The following is a 21,877-nucleotide window of genomic DNA, read 5'->3' on the forward strand; positions in this document are numbered from 1 at the left end:
GTGGTGATCGTATGACCGACCGCGCGCTCGTCGTCGTACGGGCGGGGGTACTGACCACGGTGCAGGACCGCGGGCGGCCGGGGTACGCGCACCTCGGCGTGCCGCGTTCCGGGGCGCTCGACGCCGCCGCCGCGGCGCTCGTGAACCGGCTCGCCGGCAATCCGCGGGACGCGGCCGTGCTGGAGGCAACGCTCACCGGGTGCGCGCTGCGGCCCCGGTCCACGGTGACCGTCGCGGTCGGGGGCGCGCCCTGTGCCGTCACGGTGGGAGGCCGCCCCGCCGCCTGGGGCGCCCCCGTCGTCGTCCCGGCCGGTGAGGTGCTCGACGTGGGACCGGCCACGGCGGGAGTGCGCGCGTATGTGGCCGTATCCGGTGGCGTCGCCGTGGAGCCGGTTCTCAGCAGCCGGGCCACCGATCTGCTGTCCGGGCTCGGCCCTCCACCGCTCGCCGACGGCATGGTGCTGCCCCTCGGTACGCCGTCGGCAACGCCCGCGCGCGTGGACACCGCGCCGCAACCGCGTCCGCCGGCCGAACTGGTGCTGCGGGTCACGCTGGGGCCGCGCGACGACTGGTTCACACCGGAAGCCGTACGGCGGTTCACCGGGCGCGGGTACCGGGTCTCGTCGGCGAGCAACCGCATCGGCCTGCGGACCGAGGGGCCCGCGCTGGAGCGGGCCCGGCCCGGTGAACTGGAGAGTGAGGGCATGGTGCTCGGCGCGGTCCAGGTGCCGCCGGACGGCCGCCCCGTGGTCTTCCTGGCCGACCATCCGACCACCGGGGGCTACCCGGTGATCGCGGTGGTCCGGACCGCCGACCTCGCGGCCGCCGCTCAGGCCGTACCCGGCACACCGGTCCGCTTCGTGGCAGTACGCCACCGCTGAGTCAGCGCCCGGACGGACGCCTGCCGACGGTGGCGGGTCCGGCCGGTACGCGACCGCTGAGCAGTGCTACCGGCCGCAGGCGCTCGACCTGCGGCCTCGCCACCCCGGCCGAGGGCCGCCTTCGCCCGCTGTCACGCCTGGCTGCTGTTTCGCGCCCCCATTGGGCCCGGCGCGGGGCGACGCGGCCCCCCTGCGAGGCAGCCGCCGCTCGCGCGGGAGCCGGGCCGCTCCGCGCGATGACGCGTCGCGTGAGCGGCTCCCGCCGTAGGGCCCGGTCAGGGCGGGGGCCCCGCGCCGGCGCCTGTCCTCCGCGGGGCCGGGGAGCGCCCGGCGGGCCCGGGCCGGGTGGCGGTGCGTCTCACGGTGGACCCGGCACGCGGCTTCCCGGGGTCAGGACGCCGGGCTGTCCGGGGTGATGCGGCTGCGTACGGCCGTCTGCACCTCTGCTTCCTCGGCCGGGTCGGCGGCGAGGCGGCGGAGGCGTTCGACGACGCGGGCGTCGCCGGTCTCGGCGTGCCGTGCGGCGAGTTCGCGGGTGGTCTCCTCGCAGTCCCAGAGGCATTCGACGGCGAAGCCGGTGGCGAACGAGGGGTCGGTGGCGGCCAGGGCGCGGGCGGCGCGGCCGCGGAGGTGGGAGGAGGCCGTCTCGCGGTAGATGTGGCGCAGCACGGGGGCCGCGCAGGCGATGCCGAGTCGTCCGGCGCCGTCGACGAGGGTCCACAGGGTCGGCGCGTCGGGGCCCTCGCCCCGTACGGCCTCGCGGAGGGCGGCGAGGACGAGGTCCTTGTCCCGGGCTCCGCCGCGACAGGCGAGCACCCGGCCGGCGGCGGCGCCGAGGGCGTCGGGCCGGTGGGCCCATCCGCGCGCGCGGTCGACGGCGGCGACGCTGCGCATCCGTTCGAAGGCGTCGACGGCGGCCTCGACCACGCCCACCGGTCCGCTGGTCGCGGCGGCCTCGATGAGGTCGAGGGCGTCGGGGTCGTTGCTGTCGGCGAGATAGCGCAGCGCGGTGCAGCGGGCGCCCTCACTGCCGTCCCGGGCGGCCCGGACGATCTCCGGCCGGTCCTCGGGGCCGGCGACGGCGACCAGGCAGCGGGCGGCCGGGACGTGGAGTGCGGCGCCGCGTTCGACCCCCTGCTGAGCCCACTCGAAGACGGCGTTCACGCTCCAGCCGGGGCGCGGTCCGGTGGGCCGCATCTGGCGCTGCCAGCGATCGAAATTGCCCGTCTCCTGGGCGGCACGCACGCGCGTGGCGATCGATTCGCGGGGATCGTCGGCCCACAGCCGCCAGGGGCGGGGCTCGAAGGCGTCGCGTACGGCCGCGGCCAGTTCGGCGTCGCCCTCGGGATCGGCGGGGAAGCGGGCCAGCACCGGCGCCGCGAGGGCGCGCAGGGCGGCGTCGTCGTCCCTCAGGGCCAGCTCGTCCAGGGCCCAGGCCCAGTTGGAGCCGTGAGCGGCGTACCTGCGCAGCAGTTCGAGCGCGTCCCGCCGGCCGTAAGAGGCGAGGTGCCCGAGAACGGCCAGGGCGAGGCCGGTACGGGACTCGTCGGCGTCGAGGACGTCCTCGGCGTCGAAGAGGTGCGCCTCGATGGCGTCCAGCTCGCCGTCCAGGTCGAGGTAGAGCCGCGCGCAGTACAGGGAGCGGTTCTCCACGTGCCAGTCGTGGCGTGGATCGTGGAGCACACAGTGGTTCAGGGCCGCCAGCGCTTCCGCGCGGGGGGCGGTGAGCGCGTGCAGCGTGCCGTCGCCGCGGCCGCGCTGAAGCAGGCCGAGCAGCGTTCCGCTGGGCGCTATGACCGGATCGAACATGGGAAACAGCCTCACATCAAGCGTCGACGCAACCGGGGACCACGCACTACCTGGCCGCGTGACACAACGTCGGGGCGCCCGCCGTCTCTTGCTTGCTGTAGACCATCTTCCTCTGCCTCTCGTCGTGGCCCTCGCGGACCGCATCACGGTCCGCGCGGTGCGGCAACACCTGCCCAGCCATCGCGTCCGTGAATCACATCGCCATGATGACCGGCACTTTCCGCTGCCGCGACCGTATTTCCGGCGGCCCTTTACCGCCTCCCCCGTTTTCCGTGTCGTACCTGGTAGGAACGTTCGGATCAGTGTGCGCCGAACAATTCCAGGAGTTCCGTCCTGCCGAACATGCGTGCCGTGTCCGTCGCCGAGGGGGTGCCCTCGTCGGGATCGGCGCCGCCCTCCAGGAGGGCTTTGATCACGTCCGTCTCACCCTTGAAGACGGCCCCGGCGAGGGGGGTCTGGCCCCGGTCGTTGACCTGGTCCGCCGCGGCGCCCCGGGCGAGCAGGGCACGCACCGCGTCGGCGTGGCCGTGGTAGGCGGCGAGCATCACCAGGGAGTCGCCGCGGTCGTTCGTGAGGCCGGCCGGCACACCCGCGTCGACGTACGCCACGAGCGCCTCGGTCTGGCCCCGCCGGGCCAGGTCGAAGATCTTGGTCGCCAGCTCCACGACCTCGGGGTCGGGGGCTTCGCTCATCGGCCGGTCCGCCTCTCTTACAACCGTTCGGGTGAATCGCCAGGGTACTGGCTCGCGTCACACATGCGCCGAAGTGCCGGAGGTAAAGATCACTTCAGACGCCGGCGGGCGCAAGTGCCCTGCTCAACCGGCCCACGTACGACTGCATCGGTCGGGGGAAAAGCGACGGAAATCACCCGGTTGCACCTTTTGTCGTATAGATACATTCTGTGATCCTGGAAGAACTCATGGTGACTGTCCCCTCTCGACACCAGGAGATCGCAAATGATCCTCACCTGTTCAGGCGTCGTCCTGCTCGCCATCATCGTGTTCCTCTTCTTCAAGAAGGACGGCCTCAAGGCATCGCACGCCGTGGTCACGGCACTGTTCGGTTTCTACCTGGCGAGTACGCAGGTCGCGCCGAGCATCAGGGCCGGAGGCGAGAGCCTGGCGAGCCTCCTCGGCGGAATCAAGTTCTGACACCGCCCGTCCTGCCCGTACCCACCGACAGGAGACAGCCGTGGCCCGCCGCCCTCTCCCCCGCATTCTGAGCAACGGCAGCGCGCAGATCGCCCGCACGCAGATCGCCCGGAGCCGGGAGCTGGCCCGGACGGCGGCCGACAGCGCCACCGACGTCCTCCACCCGCTGATCACCATCACGCGCGGGCTGCGCCAACTGGCCTCGGCCGGGCGGCGCAGATGGGCGGAGACGCCCAAGGACAAGCGCGGGCCGCTGCTGTTCCTGGTGGCCTCGCTGGTCCTGGTGGTGGCGCTGGTGCCGTACGGTCCGCTGCTCGCCGTCGTCACCGTGATGGGCGCGGCGGCCTGGCAGGGGCGCGATCGCACCCCCCCGGAACCCGATGGGCCCGACGAGTCGCAGACCCAGCGGCTCCAGTCCCTGTACGAGGCCCTCGTGCCGTACTTCTCGACCGCCGAGGACCCGGCTCCGGTGTACGCGCACGGCGGGGAGTGGGAAAAGGCGTTCGCGGAGCACGAGTTCGACGACGCCGGGCGCGTCGGGCGGCTCGTGATCCGCTACCCGGCGTACTTCCCGGACGGCGAGCCCGAGGCCCGCGCGCGGGTCGAGCAGCTGCTCGCCGCGAAGGCCGGCCGGGGCCGCGAGTACCACTACGCGTGGGACGAGGAGGGCAACCAGCTCACGGTGGCCGTCCTCGACCCGCTGCCCACCGACATCGCCGCGCAGCGCTTCGTGACGGCGCCGGGCGAGACGGTGCTCGGCTTCACCGACCCCGCCGAGGAGCCGCGCACGCTTCCCCTCGCCTACGGGGAGGAGCAGCGCGACGTACCGCCGGTGGTCTGGCGGACCGGCATCCGCTCCACGGAACCGCATCTGCTGGCCATGGGGCAGCCGGGCAGCGGCACCTCGACGCTGCTGCGCTCCATCGCCCTGCAGGCCCTCCACCACGGTGACGTGCTGATCGTCGACGGCGGCGGCACCGGCGAGTACGCGTGCCTGACCGGCCGGGACGGCGTCCTGGCAGTCGAGTGCGGGCTGGCCGGGGCGGTGGCCAGCCTGGAGTGGGCCGCGCACGAGACCGAGCGGCGGCTCGTCGCCATCAACAAGGCGCGGCAGGCGGGCGATCCGCCGCCGGAGGACACCAGGCGGCCGCTGTGGCTCCTGCTGGACCGGCCGACCGCGTTCGCCCACCTCGCGGCGGCGGACGGGCGCAAGGATCCGCAGGCGCTGCTGCAGGTGCCGCTGCGGCACGGCCGCGCCGCGAACGTGACCGTAGTGGTGGCCGAGCAGTTCGACAGCGCGGAGGCGCTGAGCGAGGCGGTACGGCAGCACACGCGCGCGCGTGTCGTGCTCGGGCCGGCGGCGGCCTCGCAGGTGCGGGCCGTGCTGGGGGTGCGGCCGCACACGACGCCGCTCGACCAGGTGCCGCCGGGGCGGGGGTACGCGCGGCTGGGGAGCGGGGCCGTGCACCGGCTGCAGGTGCCGCGCACGCCTGACCCCTACGACGACGCGACCAGCGAGGCCGACCGGCAGGCGGTGGAGGCGCTGCTGCCTTCGCGCACGACGCCGGCGGACGCGGAGGGGGTGGAGTCGACGCCGATGGCTACGGAGGCGGTCCCCGCGGAAGCCGTCGCAGCGGAACCCGCGTAGCGCTGCCGTTGCGCTGGTCCGGGGTAGGTCCGCTTACCGGCGCTGCCAGGGTGCCGCTGCGCCCACCCGTGCCGCCCCTAGCGACACGCATGCCCGCAGCTGGGTAGCCGTTCGGCGCCGTCGCCCACGGCACGCATGCCCGCAGCTAGGTGCGTACACGCCCCGTCAGGGTCGCGGGGAACTGCGCGATCAGCCACCACGCACCCGCACCCGACGGCGGACCAGCCCCCCAGGGCGGGGCCGCGGGCTATGCCACGAATGTGCGGGGGGACTCGGTGGAAGGGGAGGCGCCCTGTTCGACCAGGTGGGCCGCGGCTGCCAGGCGGGCCGCGGCCTCGTCGGCGACGGCGCCGCCGACTGTGAACGGCAGCCGCACGTACCCCTCGAAGGCGCCGTCCACGCCGAAGCGGGGCCCCGAGGGGACCCGGACGCCCACGCGTTCGCCGGCCTCGGCGAGGCGGGAGCCGGACAGCCCCCCGGCGCGGACCCAGAGGGTGAGACCGCCCTGGGGGACCTCGAACTCCCAGCCGGGCAGCTCGCGGCGGAGCGCCGTCACCAGGGCGTCCCGGTTCTCGCGGGCCTGACCGCGCCGCAGCTCCAGCGCCTGTTCCCAGCCTCCCGTGCTCAGCAGCCAGGCCACGGCCAGCTGCTCCAGCACCGGGGTGCCCAGGTCGGCGTAGGCGCGCGCGGCGACCAGGCTGCGGATGACGTCCGGCGCCGCCCGCACCCAGCCGATCCGCATGCCCGCCCAGAACGCCTTGCTGGCCGAACCGACCGTGATCACCGTGGAGCCGGCCGGATCGAACCCGCACACCGGACGGGGCATCCCCGCGGGCCCGATCTCCTCGTCCAGCCACAGCTCGGTCATCGTCTCGTCGGCGACCAGTACCGTGCCCGCCGATCGGGCCGCGTCCACCAGCCGGCGCCGCTGGTCCTCGTCGGCCAGGGCGCCGGTCGGATTGTGGAAGTCGGCGACGACGTACGCGATCCGGGGCGCGGCCTCGCGCAGCACCTGGCGCCAGCGGTCCATGTCCCAGCCGGTCAGCCCCTCCGCCATTGCGACGGGCACGAGCCGCGCGCCCGCCTCCCGCATGAGCTGCAGGATGTTGGCGTAGGACGGCGACTCGACGGCGATGCGCTCGCCGCGGCCCCCGAACAGGTGGCAGATCGCGTCGATCGCGCCCATCGCCCCGGTCGTCACCATGATCTGCTCGGGCATGGTGGGGATACCGCGCGCGGTGTACCGCTCGGCGATCATCGCTCGCAGCGCGGGCAGCCCCGCCGGGTAGTCGCCGTGCGTGTGGGCGTACGGCGGCAGTTCCTCCAGCGCGCCCTGCACGGCGCGGGTCAGCCACGGTTCGGGGGCCGGGAGGGCGGCGCAGCCCAGGTCGATCATCGAGCCGAGCGCCTCGGGCGGCAGCGGTTCGAGGCCGCGGGCCGGGACCGGGTTCCCGGCCGGTACGGCGGTCCAACTGCCCGCGCCGCGCCGGGACTCCAGGAAGCCCTCGGTGCGCAGCGCCTCGTAGGCGGCGGCGACGGTCGTGCGGCTGACGGAGAGCGCCAGGGCCAGCTCGCGTTCGGCGGGCAGACGGGCGGCCACCGGGACGCGCCCTTCGAGGACCAGCAGCCGGATGCCGTCGGCCAGCGCGCGGTAGGCGGGCGGGCGGCGCGTGCCCGGGCCGGCCGGACGGTCCTGCTGGGAGTTGAGCAGCCGGGCGAGCTGCGCGGCACCCACCGCAGAGGTCCACTGCGCCATGACGATCAGTCCACCTTCCCCGAATTGGCCATGGATGGCATCGCATCCCAAGCCACAGAGTGTCATGCGTCAGGCCACCGCCACCACCCAGGGGGGTACGTCGTGTCCACGCAGGGCCACATCGGACGACGGTTGATCCAGCTGTACGCCGGGCTCGCGCTGTACGGCGCGAGTTCGGCGCTCCTCGTCAGGGCGGGCCTTGGGCTGCAGCCCTGGAACGTGCTGCACCAGGGGCTGGCCAAGCTCACCGGCCTCACGATCGGGGTCGTCTCCATCATCGTGGGAGCCGCCGTGCTGCTCCTGTGGATCCCGCTGCGGCAGCGTCCCGGCCTCGGCACGGTCTCCAACGTGTTCGCGGTCGGCCTCTCCCTGGACGGCACGCTCGCCCTCGTCCCGGACGTACACGGTTTCGCCGTCCGGATCCCGCTGCTGCTGGCGGGCATCGTGCTGAACGGTGTGGCGACCGGCCTGTACATCGCGGCGAGCTTCGGTCCGGGCCCGCGGGACGGCCTGATGACGGGGCTGCACCGGCGCACCGGCCGTTCGATCCGGCTCATGCGCACGAGCATCGAGGTCGTCGTGGTGGTCACCGGCTTCGTCCTGGGCGGCACCATCGGCGTCGGCACGCTGCTGTACGCGCTGTCGATCGGGCCGCTGGCCCAGTTGTTCCTGCGGGTGTTCGCCGTGCCGGCGGCCGGGGCGGGAGGCACGGTCGTTGCGGCGCGGACCCCGGCGCGCGCGATACTGCGTCGGTGACGACGACCCTCATACGCCACCCGTACCTCGACCATCCCGGTCCGATCGCCTTCGCACACCGGGGCGGTGCGGCCGACGGACTGGAGAACACGGCGGCGCAGTTCCGGCGTGCGGTGGCGCTCGGCTACCGGTACATCGAGACCGATGTGCACGCCACGGCTGACGGGCGGCTCGTCGCCTTCCATGACGCCACCCTGGACCGGGTGACCGACGGGGCGGGCCGCATCGCCGACCTGACGTGGGACGTCGTACGGCACGCGCGCGTGCGCGGTGAGGAGCCCGTGCCGCTCTTCGAGGAGCTGCTGGAGGACTTCCCCTCGGTGCGCTGGAACGTGGACGTGAAGGCGGAGCCGGCGCTGCGGCCCCTGCTGGAGCTGGTCGAGCGCAGGGACGCCTGGGACCGGGTCTGTGTCGGCTCGTTCTCCGAGGCGCGCGTGCTGCGGGCGCAGCGGCTGGCCGGACCGCGTCTGGCCACGTCGTTCGGCAGCCGGGGCGTGCTCGGGCTGCGGCTGCGGTCCTGGGGGCTGCCGGCGGCGGTGCGCCGGTCCGCCGTGGCCGCGCAGGTGCCGGAGGCGCAGTCGGGCGTGCCCGTGGTCGACCACCGCTTCGTGCGCGCGGCCCACGCGCGCGGGCTGCAGGTGCACGTGTGGACGGTCAACGAACCGGAGCGGATGCACCGGCTCCTGGACCTGGGAGTCGATGGCATCATGACCGATCACATCGACACGTTGCGCGAGGTCATGGAGGACCGCGGCGTCTGGGTCTGACCGCCCGGGAACCGGGGCCGCGCCTTCGCACGGCACACATGCGGGGAAGCGAGGGCACGGGTGGACACCGGGACCGTGCGGGCACAGGCGGCCGACGAGGCCGCCGGACTGCGGCGCGAACAGCGCGGCTGGTACTTCTACGACTGGGCGTGCTCGGTCTATTCGACGAGCGTCCTCACGGTGTTCCTCGGCCCCTACCTCACCTCGGTCGCCGAGTCGGCGGCGGACGCGGACGGCTATGTGCACCCGCTGGGTCTGCCGGTACGAGCGGGCTCGTTCTTCGCCTACTCGGTGTCGCTGTCGGTGATCGTGGCCGTCGTGCTGATGCCCCTGGTGGGCGCGGCGGCGGACCGCGGCGGCCGCAAGAAGCCGCTGCTCGGGGCCGCGGCGTACACCGGCGCGGCCGCGACGACGGGCATGTTCTTCCTGGACGGCGACCGTTATCTGCTCGGCGGGGTGCTGCTGGTCGTCGCCAACGCGGCGCAGTCCGTGGCGTCGATGCTCTACAACTCCTACCTGCCGCAGATCGCCCCGCCGGAGGACCGTGACGCCGTCTCCTCGCGCGGCTGGGCGTTCGGCTACGCGGCGGGCTCGCTGGTTCTCGTCGCCGATCTCGTGCTGTACTCGGCGCACGGCTCCTTCGGGCTGTCCGAGACGGCGGCGGTCCGGATCTGCCTGGCCTCCGCCGGCCTGTGGTGGGGCGCCTTCACGCTGGTGCCGCTACGGCGGCTGCGCGACCGCCACGCGCGTGGAGAGCGCGCGGCCGGCGCCGCCTCCCCCGGCCTGCGCCAGCTGGCGGCGACCGTGCGGGACATGCGCCGGCATCCGCTGACGCTCGCCTTCCTGCTGGCGTACCTGATCTACAACGACGGCATCCAGACGGTGATCACCCAGGCCTCGGTCTACGGCTCCGAGGAACTGGGGCTAGGGCAGTCCACGCTGATCACGGCGGTGCTGCTGGTGCAGGTGCTGGCGGTGGCGGGCGCGCTCGCGATGGGCCGGCTGGCCCGGACGTACGGCGCGAAGCGGACGATCCTCGGCTCGCTGGTGGCGTGGACCGCGACCCTGGCGGCCGGGTACTTCCTGCCGGCGAATGCGCCGGTGTTCTTCTTCGTGCTGGCCTGCGGGATCGGCCTGGTCCTCGGCGGCAGCCAGGCGCTGTCCCGGTCGCTGTTCTCGCACCTGGTGCCGCCCGGGAAGGAGGCCGAGTACTTCTCGGCGTACGAGCTGAGCGACCGCGGAATGAGCTGGCTCGGTCCGCTGCTGTTCGGGCTGACGTACCAGATCACCGGAAGCTACCGGTCCGCGATCATCTCTCTCGTGGCGTTCTTCGTCATCGGTTTCGCCCTGCTCGCCCGGGTCCCCGTACGGCGGGCCGTCGCGGCGGCCGGCAACCCGGTGCCCGAGAAGATTTAGCACTCAACACGAAAGGGCGGTAGTGTACGCCTTTGGCCTGCCAGGCGTACCGTTACTGCGCGTCAAAGAAGCCGAAACGCTGGGTGACATCTGCTAGCAGATGTGACAAACCGGGCGCCGGTGGGTACGACATTGGTCAGCAAGGCTGCGGCTACGACGGCGACGCATGGCCCCGGATCGGGACTCGGGGCGGGAATCTTTACCGCCGACCGGACGTTGACCGGATGACGACGACAGCGACACCTGTCCTGTGGGCGACAAGCCCGGGAGGCACGATTCATGAGTGAGCGAGCTCTTCGCGGTACGCGCCTCGTGGTGACCAGCTACGAGACGGACCGCGGTATCGACCTGGCTCCGCGCCAGGCCGTGGAGTACGCATGTGAGAAGGGGCACCGCTTCGAGATGCCCTTCTCGGTCGAGGCGGAGATCCCGCCGGAGTGGGAGTGCAAGGTCTGTGGGGCCCAGGCACTCCTGGTGGACGGCGACGGCCCTGAGGAGAAGAAGGCCAAGCCCGCGCGTACCCATTGGGACATGCTGATGGAGCGCCGGACCCGTGAGGAACTCGAAGAGGTCCTCGAGGAGCGTCTGGCGGTCCTGCGCTCGGGGGCGATGAACATCGCCGTTCACCCCCGGGACAGCCGCAAGTCCGCCTAGCGGGAGCCGCGAGGCAACCAAAGCGAGTAACCGCGGGCGCCGTACATGATGTACGGCGCCCGCGGTTTTCGCGTTGTACCTCTGTCTGTACCCGAGGTTGGTCCTCTCCGTGCCCGAGGATGGCTACCGCGCCAGCGGCGGGCGCCGGTCCTGCTCCCCCGACCCGGGGCGGTCGTCGCGGATGACCTCGCCCTGCACCACCTTGCCGTCGGGACGGTGGATGCGGGCCTGCTGGAAGACGTTACCCAGGCTGCCCGGGGCGGCCCGGCGGAGCCTGCGCTCCAGGGCGCTCTCGGTCCAGCGGCTCACGGCCTTGTGGACCGGCGGGAGCAGCAGGAGCAGGCCCATCACGTCCGAGATCATCCCCGGGATGATCAGCAGCAGGCCGCCCAGCATCATCAGGCCGTTGCCACCGCCACGCTCGGGCGAACCCCCGCGCTGCAAGGCTTCGTTGAGGCTCTGGAAGGCGCGGCGGCCGGCCCGCTTGATGGCCACGGAACCGGCCACGACGCCGGCCACCAGCAGCAGGAACACGGTCAGCCCGCCCGCGGCTCCGGCGACCAGGGTCAGCAGCCAGATCTCCAGCACCAGCCACGCGGCGAGCCCCAGCGGCAGATACCTGCGCAGCCGGGAGCGGCGGGCCGGTGCGGTGGATGAGGAGGTCGGAGCACCAGTCGTCATGGTCCCAGTGTGCCTGGGTCCGGCTCAGTGCGGGATAAGGGGGAGGAAGCGGGCGCTACGCCTGCTGTGCGCCCTTGCCCCTGGCCTTGCCGGTGATCTTCCCGACCCGGTCCCCCACGCCCCAGGCGGTGACCCGCCACAGTGCCTCGACCAGGATGTCCTTGCTCATCTTGGAGTCGCCGAGTTCGCGCTCCACGAAGGTGATGGGGACCTCGACGACGTGGTAGCCGGCCTTGACCGCGCGGCGGGCCAGGTCGACCTGGAAGCAGTAGCCCTGCGAGGCGACCTCGCTCAGGCCCAGCCCTTCCAGCGTCTCGCGACGGAAGGCGCGGTAGCCGCCGGTGATGTCACGCAGTGGCAGATCAAGGGCGAGGCGGGAGTAGAGGCTGCCGCCGCGGGAGATGAACTCGCGGGACTTGGGCCAGTTGACGACCCGGCCGCCGGGCACCCAGCGGGAGCCCAGCACCAGGTCCGCGCCCTTGAGGGCGGTGAGCAGCCGGGGCAGTTCCTCGGGCTGGTGGGAGCCGTCGGCGTCCATCTCGACGAGCACGCCGTAGCCGTGCTCCATGCCCCAGCGGAAGCCGGCGAGGTAGGCGGCGCCGAGCCCTTCCTTGCCCTTGCGGTGCAGGACCTGGACGTGGTCGTCCTGGGCGGCCAGCTCGTCGGCGAGTTTGCCGGTGCCGTCCGGGCTGTTGTCGTCCGCCACCAGGACGTGGGCCTCGGGGACGGCCGTGCGCACCCGGCCCACGATGGTCTTGATGTTCTCCGCCTCGTTGTACGTGGGGATGATCACCAAGGCCGTGCCGAGCGGACCGAACTGCCTCCCCTGGGCCTTCGCCGCGAGGGTCCCGTCGCCGTCGTTCACTGCTGCCCCTTCATGTCGTACGCAGATGTCCACCATAGTGGCCGCGGCCTGCGATGACGTGACATCGGGTTCATACAGGGGTGTCGATTCCACAAGAGTGGGGTAAGAGCCCCTGTTTCGGCATGTTCGTCCGACGGACGCGACCGGTGCGGCGGATGGGGGCCCGGTGCCCTTCGGGCCGACCTGGCACCCGCTGGCTGCGGGTCCGCCGAAAGCCGTTGTCTACTGAGCATCCGGGCCCCACCCGGGTCACACCTTGCCGACCGGCCGGAACGTTCCCTCGTCGGCGCGGGCGCTGAGCCTGGCTCCCAGTGACGGTGCCCCGGTGCGGCACACCGTCCCTGACCCAGCGGCGCTGCGACGAGTGGCGAACACTCCCCGGTCGGACGTCCGGTGGTGGACTCGGCCGAACCTACCGGCCCCCGGCCGTCGACTGTCAACAGCCTCCTGACCTGCGCAGACGTGCTGCCGTACGCGCTGACCGGCGAGGATGCCCAGGTCGGGCGACACAGCGGGGGCGGACGATCTTCGCCGCGCCACCCCGGGAGATCACTCGCCCGGCCCTACGAACACAGTCCGGCCGCCGACGACGGTCCGCAGGCAGACCGGCAGGTCACGGCCCGGCGAGAGGTCGGGCAGGCCCGGCGTGCCCGAACGCGGGTCGGTCGACCAGCGGGCGACGCGGTCGTCGGGGGCCTGGACGACCAGTTCGTCGGTGCGCCACACGGCGTAGTCGGCGGGCGCGCCGGGCACCAGGACACCCGCGTCGTCGCGCCCCACGGCCCGCCAGCCGCCCCGCGTGTGCGCGGTGAACGCGGCCCGCACCGAGACCCGGTGCTCGGGCGTGTGGTGGAAGGCGGCGGCGCGGACCGTGCCCCAGGGGTCGAGCGGGGTGACGGGGCTGTCGGAGCCGAAGGCGAGGGGCACGCCGGCGCGCAGCAGGGCCGCGAAGGGGTTGAGGGTGCGGGCCCGCTCCACGCCCAGCCGCTGGGCGTACATGCCGTCCTCGCCGCCCCAGAGGGCGTCGAAGGCCGGCTGGACGGAGGCGATCAGGCCCAGTTCGGCGAAGGCGGCGACGGCCTCGGGGGTGAGCATCTCGGCGTGCTCCACGCGGTGCCGGGCGGCGCGAACGCGGGCGAGGCCGGTCTTCTCGGCGGCGGCGCGGACTCCGTCGACGACGGCGGTCACGGCGGCGTCGCCGATGGCGTGGAAGCCCGCCTGGAGGCCCGCGTCGGTACAGGCGAGGACATGGCGGGCGACGGCGTCGGCGTCCAGGTAGGCGGTGCCGGTGTGGCCGGCGTCGGCGTACGGCTGGTGCAGGCAGGCGGTGTGCGAGCCGAGGGCGCCGTCGACGAACAGGTCGCCCGCGGCGCCGAGCGCGCCCAGTTCCTTCGCCTTCGCCACGCCCTCGTCGCCCTGTTCCGCCCAGTAGCCGACGACGCGTGGCCCGGGCAGTCCTCCGGCGAGCCGTAGCAGGCCGGTGAAGTCGTCCTCGGAGGAGATCTGCGGGCCGCCGCACTCGTGGACGGTGCCGATGCCCAGGGAGGCGGCGCGGGCGAGTGCCGCGCGCTGGGCCTCGTCGCGCTGGGCGGGGGTGACGGCGCCGAAGGCGGCGGCACGCACGGCGTGGTGGGCGTCGCGGGTGAGCGGGGCGTCGTCGCGGGCGGTCACGTCCGGGACCAGGTCGAAGAGGGCGGTGGTGACGACGGCCGAGTGGACGTCGATCCGGGACAGGTACAGGGGGCGCCCGCCGGTGGCCTCGTCGAGTTCCGCGCGGGTCGGCGGGCGGCCGCCGGGCCAGCGGGCGGCGTCCCAGCCGTGGCCGAGCAGGACGCGGTCGCCGGGGCGGGCGGCGGCGAACTCCCGGACGAGGCCGAGGGCCGCCTCCAGGCTCGGGGCGGCGGACAGGTCCAGGCCGCTCAGCGCGAGACCGGTGGACGTGGTGTGCACGTGGGCGTCCGTGAAGGCCGGGGTGACCAGGGCGCCGTCGAGGTCGACCACCTCGTCGACGCCGTCGGCGAAGGCGTCGGCGGCACCCTCGGAGCCGACCCAGGCGACCTGCCCGCGTTCCACCACCATGGCGGTGGCGAAGGGATCGGCGGGGCTGTGGACCTCTCCGCGGCGCAGCAGCACGGTGTGCGGGGTGGCCCGGGGGTCGCTCCGGTGGTCGGTGGACAGCTCACTCATGCCCCACAGTCTCTCCCGCGCGCGGGGCGCGCGAGGCACCGGGGCGTCCGCCTCATCCTCCGGGGCAGCCGCGCGTCCCGTGGGACCGCGCCCGGCGCCGGGATCCGGCCGGGTCTCCCGGCACTTCGGTCGGTCCCGTTCCCCGGCAGCGTTCAGATCTTCGGCGGGCGGGCCTCGTACGGGGTCGACAGGACCACCGTGGTGCGGGTGGAGACGCCGGCGAGGGTGCGGACCCGGGCCAGCAGTTCCTCCAGTTCGTGCGGGGTGGCCACGCGCACCTTGAGGATGTAGTTCTCGTCGCCGGCGACGCTGTGGCAGGCCTCGATCTCGGGTACGCCGGCGAGGCGGTCCGCGATGTCGTCGGGGGCGCTGGGGTCGAACGGTTTGACCGAGATGAAGGCGGTCATGGGCAGCCCCACCGCCTCGGCGTCGACCACCGCGGCGTAGCCGCGGATGACGCCACGCTGTTCGAGCCGGCGCACCCGCTGGTGCACGGCCGACGTGGACAGGCCCGTGGCCTTGCCCAGGTCTGTGTAGCTCATCCGCCCGTCCTTGACGAGCAGCTGCACGATTTGACGGTCCAGCTCCTCCATGACGCAAGAACCTACCGTGCCGTTGATCTCCTCGGATACCTCAGCGGCGCAGGTCATGCCCGGTTCGTGATGTCCGGGGCGGGCGGTGGGCCGACCGGGGGACGCGGACCGTCGCCGGCGGCGCCCACCCCAGGCGTGTGATGAACGCCACAGCGGCGGGGCGGTCTGCATGCCGTCGGCGCGATTACCGCCGAGAGCGGGCGGGAAGTGCTTGCTGTGGTCGAGGCCGCAGTGCCGTTGACGGCCCAGCCTTAGGGGGAGAAATCCATGCAGAGTGTCAAGCGCCCTGGTCGTTCCGCGCCCAAGCGGCAGCAGTCGGTCGTCGAGCCAGAGCCGGAGGGCGTCGAACGCGACCTCGTGGACGCCGACGACCCGTACGACACCTTCGAGATGTACCGGGTGATCTGCCCGGACTGCGCGCAGCCCATCGCGCTGCTGGCCGACGAGGAGGCGCTGCCGGAGCACGCGCTGTGCGCCTCGCCGTGGAATCCGTTCGGCCTCACGGTGTGCGCGGGGACGGGCCGCGCGGCGGCGGACGCCCGCCCCGCGGACGAGTCCGTCCTGCCGCAGGAACAGGACACCGCCCTGCTGCTGACGCTCCCTCAGGGGCTGGACTGGCGGACGCAGCCCTTCTCGCACGCCGGCGGCCCGGGCTCGCGCCCGCTGCGCGTCCCGGTGATGCGCGGCGAGGCCGCCTGAGCCGTCGTAGGGGGTGGGTTGACGTCGCGTCGGCCCACCCGGCTCGGCGGGACGCGATTGAACGCACTCCCGATTCCGCCGGGCGGTGACCTGTCCGGCCGCGGTCGCGTTGCCCAGGCATGGCCCCCATGAACTCGGTCACCGGGCGTCAGCGCCGCATCTTCGTACCCCGGCCCGCAGAATCGGTTCCGCCGCCCCCGCCCGCCCCGGACCCGCCGATCTACCGTGATCTGCTGCGCGCCTGGGCCGAAGGGGGCCGCACCCTGCCGGGCCGCCACGACCCGGAGTGGGTCAGGCTGGCGGCCCCGACGGTCCTCAGGGGGCAGTTCAGCGACCCTCTGGTCCCGCCACGTGACGGGCGATGACCATCCGCTGGATCTGGTTGGTGCCCTCGACGATCTGCAGGACCTTGGCCTCGCGCATGAAGCGCTCGACGGGGAAGTCGGCGGTGTAGCCGTAGCCGCCGAGTATCTGCACGGCGTCCGTGGTGACCTTCATCGCCGCGTCCGTGCAGAGCAGCTTGGCCATGGCGGCCTGCTTGGCGAACGGCCTGCCCGCGTCGCGCAGGCGGGCCGCAGCGAGGTAGAGCGCGCGGCCGGCCTCGATCTGCGTCGCCATGTCGGCGATCATGAACCGCAGGCCCTGGAAGTCGGCGATGGGCCGGCCGAACTGGCGGCGGTCGGTGGCGTACGCGACGGCCGCGTCCAGCGCGGCCTGGGCCACGCCGATGGCGCAGGCGGCGATGCCGAGCCGTCCGGAGTCGAGCGCGGACAGGGCGATGGCGAAGCCCTGGCCCTCCTCGCCCAGCCTTCGGTCGTCGGAGACGCGGACACCGTCGAAGTGGACCTGGGCGGTGGGCGAGCCCTTCATGCCCATCTTCTTCTCGGGCGCCGCACCGCTCAGCCCCTCGGCGTCGCCGGGCACCAGGAAGGCGGTGATCCCGCGCGAGCCGTCCTCGCCGGTGCGGGCCATCACCGTGTAGAAGTCGGCGATGCCGCCGTGGGTGATCCACGCCTTCGTGCCGTCGAGCACCCAGTGGTCGCCCTCGCGGACGGCCTTGGTGCGCAGGGACGCCGCGTCGGAGCCGGAGGCCGGTTCGGAGAGGCAGTAGGCGCCGAGCAGGCCGCCGCCGAGCATCGCGGGCAGGTGCTCGACCTGCTGCTGCTTGGTGCCGTACGCGGCGAGCCCGTAGGAGGCGAGCGTGTGCACGCTGACGCCGAGGCCGACCGTGAGGCGGGCCGCGGCGAGCTCCTCCAGGACCTGGAGGTAGACCTCGTACGGCTGGTCGCCGCCCCCGTACTCCGAGCCGTACGGCAGGCCCAGCAGGCCCGATTCCGAGAGCAGGGTGAAGACCTCGCGCGGGAAGCGTCCGGCGTCCTCCTCCTCGGCCGCGTTCGGCGCGATCTCGCGCTGAGCGATCTCACGGACGAGCGCGAGCAGATCCCTCGCCTCTTCCGTGGGCAGTTGACGCTCCACCGGCTGCGGGTCGCGGTCGGACATGGCGTCGGTCTCCTCCCTGTTCGGGCACATCGGCGGACGTGCGCCTTGGGTGGGGCGGCTCCGCCTGATCGTTCCGGTTCCGGCCGCGGCGCTCGCTCCCGGGTCTCGGAGGCGGCTGACCAGCGGCTGCGCTGTGAGTATGCCCGATCCGCGACCTCCCGTCACCAGTTAACGGTCGCTTACTTCGAGAAGCCACCCCTGACTTTCCGGGGTCGCACCACTACGGGGGGGTGTTCGACGCGTCCATGACACGATCTCGGCCGCCTCGGCGCCGTCAGAAGGTCCGCTTCCGGTTCTCAGGCGTCGCGACGGGCCGGTGGCGGCGCCGGGTAGGAGGGGTCCATCTCCTCGATGGCCCGCAGGGTGCCGCCCAGCGCCTTGACCAGCAGTTCCCGCATGGTGTCGCGGGAGAGGTCGGGGCGGTCGATCCAATCCAGGGTGGCTCCCTCGACGCTGCACAGCCAGGACAGCAGGCCCATGCGCGCGAGCGGGGCGATGTCGCTGCGGCCGTAGGCGCCCTCGGCGATGGTGGCCACGATCGCCTCGCGCACACCGTCCCGGATGGCCTGCACCTCGGTGTCGAAGCCGACGCCGCCGCTGGTGATCGTGCGGTAGGCGGCCTGGTGGCCCTCGGCGTAGCGGAGGTAGCTGTCGACCGTGCGGTGGACGCGGTCCACGGCGGGTAGTTCCAGGCCGCTCGCGGCGGAGGTGACCAGGTCGGCGACGGCGTCCTGGATGATCGCCAGGTAGTAGCCGCGCTTGGAGCGGAAGTAGTAGTAGATCAGCCCCTTGGCGACATGCGCCTGCCGCGCGATGTCGTCCATGGACAGCGCGTCGTAGGACGTGTCGGCGAACAGCTTCCGCCCGATGGCGATGAGTTCGGCACGACGCGCCACGGAGCGCTCCGTGCCGCGCACCCGGCGGTGGACGGCGGCACGCTGGGGACTCGTAGGCAATTTCGACCCTGGTCCAGTCGGTCGGCGGGACATCCGCAGTATGTCAGAACAACTCCCGCCCACCGAGCGGGCGTCGGGCCGAGCGGACCGCGGCCCGGATCAGAACAGCCCGAGCCGGGTGACGAGCATCGCGGTCACCACGACGAGGACCCAGCCCATCACGTGTTCGAGGATCGCGGGCCCGTCTTCCTTGGGCCCGCCCGTGCGGACGCGGGTGGCGGTGGCCGGGTGTGCGGTCATGGTCGCTCGCAGAGATCGGACGTATCGGGGGAATCCCCCACGGGTCCATCCACCTTGCCATCCGCGACGGCCCGTGCGGTGGAGAGGTTGGTCACACGGTCAGCGCACGCCCACCGCCGCGAGCGCCATCCGCTGGTGCGGGCTGGGGTGGGCCGGGAAGTACAGGTAGCAGACGCCACCCGTGCCCGAGGCCACCTTGCCGGAAGCGTTGTACCGCTTGGTGCGCAGCCAGATGTTCTCGAACTCCCGCCGCAGGTACACGCGCCGGACCGCCTGGTCGCCCGGCGAGGCCGGGTCGTTGGCGATCACGTCGCCGTCGGCGGTGAAGCCGATCACCGTCATCAGATGGCCCGAGGTGCCGTATCCGGCGCCGGTCAGCTCGGTGCTGAGGAACGACTGGGACGTTATGGCCGGGATGCCGGCCGCGATCAGCGTCTCCAGGTCGGTGAGCGAGCCGAGCCGGGTGACCACGCCCTGGACGCCCTCGTAGGTGGCCGCGTAGGCGGCGTTGAACGGCCAGTTGCCGCAGCCCTCGTACTGGTAGTCGTAGGTGAAGCGGGCCGCGTTGTCCACCTGCGGGTCGGCGTAGGAGGGGTCCACCCAGGACAGTTGTTCGGGAGTGAGCCGGCCGCCCCAGTACTCGATGATCATCTGCGAGGAGGTGGGGCTGCACCAGGCCTCGCCGCCGCCGTCGTACTGCGGGTACTGGCCCTTGTGGGTCTCCTGCGAGTAGCGCGGGACGGCCAGTTCCTGGGCGAGGCCGGGCGTGGAGGCGGGGACGGTGAAGCGGTCGGGGATGTCGGAGCCCATCGCGCCGAGCCGCCACACGGTCGGCGTGAGGCGGGTGCCCGGGGTGCGGTAGAGGGTCAGCCGCAGGCGGTACGAGGCGAGGCGCAGCCCGGTGCTCGCGTCGTCGATGGCGAAGGTGTCGGTCCAGATGCTGCTCTTTCCGTCGCTCTGGCCGTCGACGGAGGTCCGCTTGATGTCCTGGTCGCCGGCCGCCCAGCGGCCCATCACGTACCAGGGGGTGGCGGTGTGGTCGGAGTACGACCCCTGCAGTTCGACCTGGATCCAGGTGCCGGCCGGGGTGTGCGCGTTCCAGGAGGCGATCGTCTCGGTGGCCGGGGCGCTCAGCCGGTGCTCGGGAGAGGTCCAGGTGGCGTACTCCCAGGTGGCGGTGGTGCCGGTGTGCGGGTCGGTGTAGTCGGTGCGGCCCGCCGCGGCGCCGATGACGACGCCGGGCCGGTGTCCGGCGACGACCCGGACGCCCTCGGAGGTGCCGCGACGCCAGTCCCGGACGGTCGTCCAGGCGTGGTAGTCGACGGGGCGGGCGGTGGCCCGGCCGGGGTCGTCGTGGTCGGCGGGCTCCTGCGTGGTGGCCGCCGCGGGCGTGGTCGCCGCGGCTCCCGCGGCCACCGCGGCGACGACCGCGGCGGCGAGGACGGTTCTGCGGGACGGCTGTTCGGCTCTGCTCATGGGCGCGAGTACCCCCAGGGGTGCGAGTCGGGGCTGGTCCGGTGCACGTTGTGCGCCAACTATGGAGCAGCGCGCAGGGCCCTGCCAGCACTTCGACGCACGCCACGCCATCAATATTGGTCTCGTCCACTGGCGGCTCCACCGGACCGGGATCGCCTGTTCCCCGGCACGGGACGGCCCCGGCGCGGGCGGGCGAGCCGTGCGCCGGGGCCGTGGTCCGGTCCGTTCAGTGGTCCGGTTCGCTCAGTGGTCCGGTTCGCTCAGTGGTCCGGTTCGCTCAGATGAGGTCCATCGCGGCGACCTCGTCCGGCCGGCCGTAGCTGACCGGGCCCTGGAAGCGGCGGCGGGCGGTGGCGAACCACCACACCGTGGCCACGAGCAGGACGACGGCCAGCGCGATCGGCGCGTAGTTGAAGGAGTCGACGGTGATCGGCGAGGCCTGCGGCAGCATGAACAACACGCTGCTGAGCAGGATCCAGACCACCGCGAGCCAGCCGATCGGCTTGCCCCAGCGGCCCAGGTGCCAGGGGCCGGCCTGGAACGCGTCGCCCAGCCGCAGCCGCAGGAAGATCGGTACGGCGTAGGCCAGGAAGAGGCCGACGACGTTGACACTGACGATGGCGGTGAAGGCCGTGTGCGACCACCAGCCGGGGATCACGAGGGCGAGCGAGCAGCCCACCGCGAGCCAGACCGCCTTGACGGGCGTCCGGGTGCGCGGCGAGACCGAGTGCCACCAGCGCGAGCCGGGCATGGCGCCGTCCCGGGAGAAGGCGAAGATCTGCCGGGTGTTGCTGGTGAGGTTGGCGAGGCCGCAGAAGAGCATCGCGCCGATGACGATGAGGAGCATCACCTTGGCGGTGCCGAGGCCGAGGCCGTCGATGAGAATCTGGACGGGCGGTGCACCCGAACTCGCCACCTTGGCGTAGTCGTTAATGCTGTAGACCAGTGCCAGCATCAGGATCAGGCCAGTGATCGCGGAATAGCCGATCGCCCGCGTGATCCCCTTGGGGGCGTTGACCGTCGCCTGGACCGTTTCCTCGGACATGTGGAAGCTGCCGTCGAAGCCGGTGAAGGTCCAGCTGGTGACGAGCAGACCGAGCATGCCGCCGTAAAGTCCGTTGGTGAAGCCGGTGTTGTTCACGAAATGCGTGACGAAGGACGCCGACTGGTGATGGTCGGGCATCACGATGAGTGTGCTCACGATCACCACGAGTCCGATGATCAGCCACCATACGGAAATGCGGTTGAGTACGGCGACGAGCTGGACGGTGTAGGTGTTGGCCAGCCCCTGCAGCACGATGATCAAGGCTGTGATCAGCACCGTCTGGTGGGTGGTGGGCTGGTACGACGACCACTGCAGGGCGATGAACGCCTGTATGAAGGTGGCCGCTGCGTAGCCGGTCGCGGCGGTCCCGCCGATCTGGCCGACGAAGTTCAGCCAGCCCGTGAACCAGGACCAGGCACCCTTGTGCCGCTTGGCGAGTTTACCGGCGGAGAAATAGAGCGCACCGCTCGTCGGATAGGCCGAGGCGACTTCCGCCATGGCGGCGCCGATGAGCAGCACCATGATGGAAACACCTATCCAGCCGAATACGAGAATACGCGGGCCGCCCGCGTTCATACCGTATCCGAAGGACGAGAAAATACCCGAGAGGATATTGATGATGGTGAACGAGATCGCGAAGTTGTCGAACGCCTTGAAGCGCCGGGTCAGTTTCCGCGGATAACCCATCGCGTGCAGAGTGGCGTCATCGTCGAGCAGCTCCGGTTCCTTACCGGCGGGGGACGTGGCCCGGGGTCTCGATGTCCGTTCCGACACTGATCGGCCTTTCTTCTCGGTGG

20 protein-coding genes are annotated in these 21,877 nt (G+C 72.5%); 8 read left to right on the forward strand and 12 right to left on the reverse strand.

The annotated features are described in order from the left end of the window. The first annotated feature begins 11 nt into the window (after nucleotides 1-11). Nucleotides 12-881, forward strand: a complete 870-nt coding sequence (locus ABZ854_RS29180) for a biotin-dependent carboxyltransferase family protein (RefSeq protein WP_361216455.1) — start codon at nucleotides 12-14, stop codon at nucleotides 879-881. A gap of 390 nt (nucleotides 882-1,271) precedes the next feature. Here the strand turns inward: ABZ854_RS29180 and ABZ854_RS29185 are convergent, their stop codons facing one another. Further along, nucleotides 1,272-2,690, reverse strand: a complete 1,419-nt coding sequence (locus ABZ854_RS29185) for a HEAT repeat domain-containing protein (protein ID WP_361216458.1) — start codon at nucleotides 2,688-2,690, stop codon at nucleotides 1,272-1,274. Between the two features lie 299 nt (nucleotides 2,691-2,989). Next, nucleotides 2,990-3,382: an ankyrin repeat domain-containing protein gene (locus ABZ854_RS29190; protein ID WP_361216460.1), complete on the reverse strand. Its 393-nt coding sequence runs from the start codon at nucleotides 3,380-3,382 to the stop codon at nucleotides 2,990-2,992. Between the two features lie 264 nt (nucleotides 3,383-3,646). On the opposite strand from ABZ854_RS29190, the gene ABZ854_RS29195 reads away from it, so the two are divergent. Continuing rightward, the gene (locus ABZ854_RS29195) at nucleotides 3,647-3,841 is read left to right on the forward strand and encodes a hypothetical protein (RefSeq protein WP_361216463.1); all 195 of its coding nucleotides are present in this window, start codon (nucleotides 3,647-3,649) and stop codon (nucleotides 3,839-3,841) included. A 40-nt stretch (nucleotides 3,842-3,881) separates the two neighbouring features. Further along, entirely contained in the window at nucleotides 3,882-5,489 is a 1,608-nt protein-coding gene (locus ABZ854_RS29200; RefSeq protein WP_361216465.1) for an ABC transporter ATP-binding protein, read from the forward strand. Nucleotides 5,490-5,736: 247 nt separating this feature from the next. Here ABZ854_RS29200 and ABZ854_RS29205 read toward each other — a convergent pair whose 3' ends face one another. Further along, nucleotides 5,737-7,245, reverse strand: a complete 1,509-nt coding sequence (locus tag ABZ854_RS29205; protein ID WP_361216468.1) for a PLP-dependent aminotransferase family protein — start codon at nucleotides 7,243-7,245, stop codon at nucleotides 5,737-5,739. Nucleotides 7,246-7,347: 102 nt separating this feature from the next. Here ABZ854_RS29205 and ABZ854_RS29210 point away from each other — a divergent pair, with 102 nt between their 5' ends. The 4 genes from ABZ854_RS29210 (at nucleotide 7,348) to ABZ854_RS29225 (ending at nucleotide 10,838) form a co-directional block, all read left to right on the forward strand. Further along, nucleotides 7,348-8,001: a hypothetical protein gene (locus ABZ854_RS29210; RefSeq protein ID WP_361216471.1), complete on the forward strand. Its 654-nt coding sequence runs from the start codon at nucleotides 7,348-7,350 to the stop codon at nucleotides 7,999-8,001. Beyond that, a complete protein-coding gene (locus ABZ854_RS29215; RefSeq protein WP_361216474.1) occupies nucleotides 7,998-8,768 on the forward strand; it encodes a glycerophosphodiester phosphodiesterase in 771 nt (256 codons plus the stop codon). The genes ABZ854_RS29210 and ABZ854_RS29215 overlap by 4 nt, the downstream gene beginning before the upstream one ends. Nucleotides 8,769-8,828: 60 nt before the next feature. Then, nucleotides 8,829-10,184, forward strand: a complete 1,356-nt coding sequence (locus ABZ854_RS29220) for an MFS transporter (RefSeq protein WP_361216477.1) — start codon at nucleotides 8,829-8,831, stop codon at nucleotides 10,182-10,184. 279 nt (nucleotides 10,185-10,463) lie between these two features. Then, nucleotides 10,464-10,838: an RNA polymerase-binding protein RbpA gene (locus tag ABZ854_RS29225; protein WP_003977404.1), complete on the forward strand. Its 375-nt coding sequence runs from the start codon at nucleotides 10,464-10,466 to the stop codon at nucleotides 10,836-10,838. 123 nt (nucleotides 10,839-10,961) lie between these two features. On the opposite strand, the gene fxsA is transcribed toward ABZ854_RS29225, so the two are convergent. The 4 genes from fxsA to ABZ854_RS29245 all read right to left on the reverse strand — a co-directional run bounded on the left by fxsA (nucleotide 10,962) and on the right by ABZ854_RS29245 (nucleotide 15,164). Then, nucleotides 10,962-11,519 (reverse strand): FxsA family membrane protein, encoded by a 558-nt coding sequence (fxsA, locus tag ABZ854_RS29230; protein ID WP_361216480.1) that lies wholly within the window; start codon nucleotides 11,517-11,519, stop codon nucleotides 10,962-10,964. Nucleotides 11,520-11,574: 55 nt separating this feature from the next. Then, on the reverse strand, nucleotides 11,575-12,384 hold the full coding sequence (locus ABZ854_RS29235) for a polyprenol monophosphomannose synthase (RefSeq protein WP_361216483.1): 810 nt from the start codon (nucleotides 12,382-12,384) through the stop codon (nucleotides 11,575-11,577). A gap of 549 nt (nucleotides 12,385-12,933) precedes the next feature. Then, entirely contained in the window at nucleotides 12,934-14,571 is a 1,638-nt protein-coding gene (locus ABZ854_RS29240) for an amidohydrolase (protein WP_361216486.1), read from the reverse strand. A 152-nt stretch (nucleotides 14,572-14,723) separates the two neighbouring features. Further along, a complete protein-coding gene (locus ABZ854_RS29245) occupies nucleotides 14,724-15,164 on the reverse strand; it encodes an Lrp/AsnC family transcriptional regulator (RefSeq protein WP_129310384.1) in 441 nt (146 codons plus the stop codon). A 267-nt stretch (nucleotides 15,165-15,431) separates the two neighbouring features. Here ABZ854_RS29245 and ABZ854_RS29250 point away from each other — a divergent pair, with 267 nt between their 5' ends. Beyond that, complete coding sequence (locus ABZ854_RS29250; protein ID WP_361216489.1) at nucleotides 15,432-15,863, forward strand: hypothetical protein; 432 nt, start codon at nucleotides 15,432-15,434, stop codon at nucleotides 15,861-15,863. A gap of 327 nt (nucleotides 15,864-16,190) precedes the next feature. Here ABZ854_RS29250 and ABZ854_RS29255 read toward each other — a convergent pair whose 3' ends face one another. The 5 genes from ABZ854_RS29255 to ABZ854_RS29275 form a co-directional block, all read right to left on the reverse strand. Then, entirely contained in the window at nucleotides 16,191-17,363 is a 1,173-nt protein-coding gene (locus ABZ854_RS29255) for an acyl-CoA dehydrogenase family protein (protein ID WP_361216492.1), read from the reverse strand. A 296-nt stretch (nucleotides 17,364-17,659) separates the two neighbouring features. After that, nucleotides 17,660-18,319, reverse strand: coding sequence for a TetR/AcrR family transcriptional regulator (locus ABZ854_RS29260; protein ID WP_361216495.1), 660 nt, complete (start codon nucleotides 18,317-18,319; stop codon nucleotides 17,660-17,662). Between the two features lie 99 nt (nucleotides 18,320-18,418). Next, nucleotides 18,419-18,559 (reverse strand): SCO1431 family membrane protein, encoded by a 141-nt coding sequence (locus ABZ854_RS29265; RefSeq protein ID WP_361216498.1) that lies wholly within the window; start codon nucleotides 18,557-18,559, stop codon nucleotides 18,419-18,421. Nucleotides 18,560-18,658: 99 nt separating this feature from the next. Beyond that, the gene (locus ABZ854_RS29270; RefSeq protein ID WP_361216501.1) at nucleotides 18,659-20,035 is read right to left on the reverse strand and encodes a peptidase C39 family protein; all 1,377 of its coding nucleotides are present in this window, start codon (nucleotides 20,033-20,035) and stop codon (nucleotides 18,659-18,661) included. A 277-nt stretch (nucleotides 20,036-20,312) separates the two neighbouring features. After that, nucleotides 20,313-21,767 (reverse strand): amino acid permease, encoded by a 1,455-nt coding sequence (locus tag ABZ854_RS29275; protein WP_361216549.1) that lies wholly within the window; start codon nucleotides 21,765-21,767, stop codon nucleotides 20,313-20,315. Between the last annotated feature and the right edge of the window lie 110 nt (nucleotides 21,768-21,877).

Origin of the sequence: Streptomyces sp. NPDC047028 (genome assembly GCF_040644095.1) — a bacterium.
In the GTDB taxonomy this organism is placed as follows: Bacteria; Actinomycetota; Actinomycetes; order Streptomycetales; family Streptomycetaceae; genus Streptomyces.